Consider the following 3,939-nt stretch of genomic DNA (forward strand, 5'->3'; position numbering starts at 1 on the left):
CCATCCTCTCCCCCGCATCCGTGCAGGCCGACAATGGCGCGGGGCTACGTGAGGGCATTATCGGCCTGGTCAACAAAGGCGAGCCGCGCAAGCCCGATGACTGGGGTGCGCTCAAAGCGTGGGCGTGGGGCGCGAGCCGTGCGCTGGACTACTTCGAGACCGACAAGGCCGTGAATGCAAAGCGTGTCGCGATTGAGGGGCTCTCGCGCTACGGAAAAGCGGCACTTGTCACCATGGCCTACGAGCCGCGCTTCTCCATTGGCTACATCGGCGATCTTACTTCTCCGTAGCCCGCCAAATACCGTCCCAGTCAGCAGGCGGCGGGTCTTTTTCAAAAGCGAGGGCACGGGCTAGGAGCACCTTTGTAGGCCCATCATCGGGATGGGCCGTAAGAATCGCTTCATAGAGCTGCCGGGCTTGGGCAAAATCGCGCTGAAGGTAGGCTACCAGAGCCTGCTCCGTTTGCGCCACAAGGGCTTGCTTCTCAGGGTCCGCTCCCTCGCGCGAGTCCATCAGCTCAAAAATATGCAGCGCCTCGGTCTTGCCAATCACGGTGAGTATGTCGAGAGGACGTGCTAGAAAGCTTTCTTCCGTCTGCTTTAGAGTCGCCTGGCTCAGCATGATCTTGGTTTTATAGGCCTTGTTCTGGCCTTCGAGCCGCTTGCTTGTATTGACTGTATCGCCCAGAATAGTGTAGTTGTAGCGCACGGCAGAGCCGACCACGCCCAGAATCACCTCGCCGGTGTGAAGCCCGATGCGCATGGAGAGTGACTCGCTCTTAAGCCGATGACGCAGGTCTGTCATGGCGGCCTGTGCCTGGAGCGCAGCGTGGCAGGCACGCTTCGCATGGTCTTTCCCATGGAAGAAGGCCATTACCTCATCGCCGTTGTACTTATCGACCACCCCATGTACGCGCGCAACCTCCTGACTGACTTGCTCCAGGAACGCATTGAGGATCGAAACTGCTTCCTCCGGAGGATGGGACTCTGCAATCGCCGTAAAGTTCGCAAGATCGGCAAAAAACACCGTGACCTCTGTTTGAATCCCGCCGAGTTCGGCCTCCTTACCTGTGGCAATAAGCTGGCGAACATACTCCGTGGGCACGAATCGCTCAAAGCTTCGGAGGCTTGCCTTGAGCCGCTCTAGTCCCTCCCCTAGCTGATTTACTTCGATAATACGCCCCTTGCCCAGGGTGGGTTGGGGAGCCAGCTGCAGGAGGCGTGTCTGCTCCATCTCACGGGCGATCCGACGAAGCCGACGGGCAATTCCCTGGGCGAGCCAGAGGCTGCCTACAATTCCAAGCAGACTGCCCAGTCCAACCCAGTAGAGAGTCGTTCTAAGGCTGGCATCCACACGGCCCGTCAGCTCTTTTTGAGGAGTCAGGGTACAGACCACCCAGCGTGGTGCATTAGGCTCAACAAGCCGCCGCCAGCTGATCATGTAGTCTGCTCCCTTGGACTGGATCTGAGCAATTTGGAGTGAGTCGCCCGGATGCGGGTAGGTGATTCGTGCCAGAGCAACCTTGAGTACCTCCGGGTAGTCGCTACCACTGGCGATGATCTGAGCCCCCTTTTCCTTCTCCTCTACCACAAAACCAAAGCCCGTTTCTCCGAGCCGGACACTGCGAAGAAATCGTGTGATATCTTCAAGGGTGAAGTCCACAGAGACAACACAGCGTAGTTTCTTGGTTTTATCGTAGCGTGGTGTGGCGTAGGTCACCCCGATAATATCGCCGCGCTTGGGGTCTACAAAGCTGTAGGTCTCCGTCCAAGTGGCCTTTTGCGCCTTGACCGCCGCTTTGTAGTAAGGACGAAGCCGGGGATCGTACTTCCAGCGCGGATCGTCGGTGACTTGCTGGCGTGTGCCATCCCGCAGGTGAATAAACTCCTTGCGGTGTGTGATCGCGTTTTTATTGGGAGGAGCACAGTGCTGAATCCGAAGCATGCCATCGTCTAAGCGCTGGAGCTGACAGTAGGCTCCCGTGTTTTCCACCCCGAGCGTCAAGTACGAGACTTCGGGAAGAGCGGCCGTGACATTGTAGAAATCCTCCCCGATACTCTCAAAGTCGGCAAAGTCCAGCCCCGTGGCTTCATGGCGTGCAACAAAGCTCTGGGCAAGCGCACTGGCACTCTGTGCCGTAGCAAGCAGGCGGCTCATGCGCCGCTCGATCACCTGCGATGTTCGTGTAATTACCTGCTGGGAAAGCTCCTCCGAGGTCAGCCGCCACTGGTTGTAGGTACTGATCAGCACCACGAGCAGGGTCGCCGTAAGTGTGGTCAGTGTGGCCGCAGTGATCGTGGTGCGCAGAGAGAGTGCTCGAAATGCCATGCGCTACTCAGACGGCTCGTCGGTGGTGGTGTGTTCCTCAGGAATCTTGAGCTGCTCTGTTGCTTTACACGTCCGCAGCCAGACATTGCGGGGCGGGTTGTCGTAGCCTTTCCAGGTGTAAGGATCCACGCCCGCCACGGGAATCACGCTGCGCCGATCTGCCGTCGCGACGGACTCACCGTCTTTGAGGCTCCAGGGAAGCAGGCTCCAGGCGTTCATGTAGTGGCTGACCAGCACACGCCGGTAGATCTCACTGCGGTTTTTATGCGACTTATGAAGAAGATAGCCGTTAAAGAACACCACGCTCCCGACCGGCACCTCGACTGGCACGGCCAGGCTCTCGTCAAAACCGTAGCTCTCCTGCCCAAAGTCATGCTCTTCCGTATTATTATGATCGCGCTGGGGGTAGAGATAGCCCGGCTTGTGCGAGCCAGGAATCACCCAGAGGCAGCCGTTCTCGATAGTCGCATCGTCGAGCGCGATCCACGCCCCAATGAGGCTTCGGTCACGCGTCGGGATGTAGATCTCGTCCTGGTGCCAGGCTTGCCCCTGAAACGCCGGCGGCTTCACAAAGAGCATAGACTGCATGCACTTGACCGAGCCATCCCAGAACGGCAGGTGCGCCGCCGTGATCTGCGAGAGTGCGCCGCAGATTTTTGCGTGCTTGACATACTTCTCGATCACCGGGCTCACAAAGTGCGGCTGATGAATACAGAGGATTCGTCGTAGCGCCTCGTCGTCGGTGAGCTCCGCAGAGAGTGGCTGAAGATTCTCGCACGGGTAGCCCCCCCGCGCCAGGTGCACCGTGTCACACCGCAGCTCGTCAACTTCTTCGGGAGTGACCAAGCTCTCCAGAACCAAGTAGCCATTCTCGACAAAAAACGCGACTTGGTCGTCGCTTAAAATTCGAGGAACCGCAATCGGGTTCGCCAGCATCGGGGCCGTTTCCATGCCTCTATTGTAGCCGAAAAGCCGCTAGCGCGACTCCTCTTCCTTCGCCGCTTTCTCGTGCTTTTGGTGCTGAAAAAACTCAAAGACCATGGGGAGTACCGAGACGAGAATAATCCCAATCAAGACCAGCTCAAAGTTCTTCTTGACAAAGGGGATATTGCCAAAGAAAAAGCCCGCCGTGACACACAAGCCCACCCATAAAACCGCGCCCGCCACGGAGAAAGCTAAGAAGCGCCCGTAGGTCATTGCGCCCATTCCGGCGACAAACGGCATGAAAGTACGCACGATCGGAACAAAGCGCGCCATGATGATGGCTTTAGGACCGTGTTTAGCGAAAAAATTCTCGGTCTTAATGAGATTCTCGCGCTTGAAGATTTTTGAGTTCGGGTTGTTAAAGAGCCCGCGCCCAAACTTCTTGCCGAGAAAGTAGTTGCAGTTATCCCCAAGTAGTGCCGCCGCCATCAGGAGCGGATAGAGAACCCCGAGCAAGAACGCTGGTTTCTCCCCCGCGGCCAGCGCCCCCACCGTGAAGAGGAGCGAGTCGCCGGGAAGAAAGGGCATCACGACGACGCCGGTCTCAACGAAAATAATCAGAAACAGCCCACCGTATGCCAGTGGCCCCAGAGACTGGAGCCAGGCAATAATCATATTGAGAATCTT

4 protein-coding genes are annotated in these 3,939 nt (G+C 57.5%); 1 reads left to right on the forward strand and 3 read right to left on the reverse strand.

What is annotated here, in order from left to right:
* Positions 1-290 (forward strand): glucuronyl esterase domain-containing protein (locus AC1XOS_RS20765; protein WP_481964119.1); only part of this gene is annotated, 290 nt, incomplete at its 5' end.
* Here AC1XOS_RS20765 and AC1XOS_RS20770 read toward each other — a convergent pair.
* Genes AC1XOS_RS20770 through AC1XOS_RS20780 form a run of 3 tightly spaced genes read right to left on the reverse strand, consistent with a single transcriptional unit; the run spans position 277 to position 3,927 of the window.
* Positions 277-2,328, reverse strand: coding sequence for an adenylate/guanylate cyclase domain-containing protein (locus AC1XOS_RS20770; protein ID WP_481964120.1), 2,052 nt, complete (start codon positions 2,326-2,328; stop codon positions 277-279). The two genes, AC1XOS_RS20765 and AC1XOS_RS20770, sit on opposite strands and share 14 nt — an antisense overlap.
* A gap of 3 nt (positions 2,329-2,331) precedes the next feature.
* A complete protein-coding gene (locus AC1XOS_RS20775; RefSeq protein ID WP_481964121.1) occupies positions 2,332-3,279 on the reverse strand; it encodes a phytanoyl-CoA dioxygenase family protein in 948 nt (315 codons plus the stop codon).
* A gap of 24 nt (positions 3,280-3,303) precedes the next feature.
* Positions 3,304-3,927 carry a DedA family protein gene (locus tag AC1XOS_RS20780; RefSeq protein ID WP_481964122.1) on the reverse strand — a complete coding sequence of 208 codons (624 nt, stop codon included), beginning with the start codon at positions 3,925-3,927 and terminating at the stop codon, positions 3,304-3,306.
* Between the last annotated feature and the right edge of the window lie 12 nt (positions 3,928-3,939).

Source organism: Armatimonas sp., assembly GCF_964826245.1.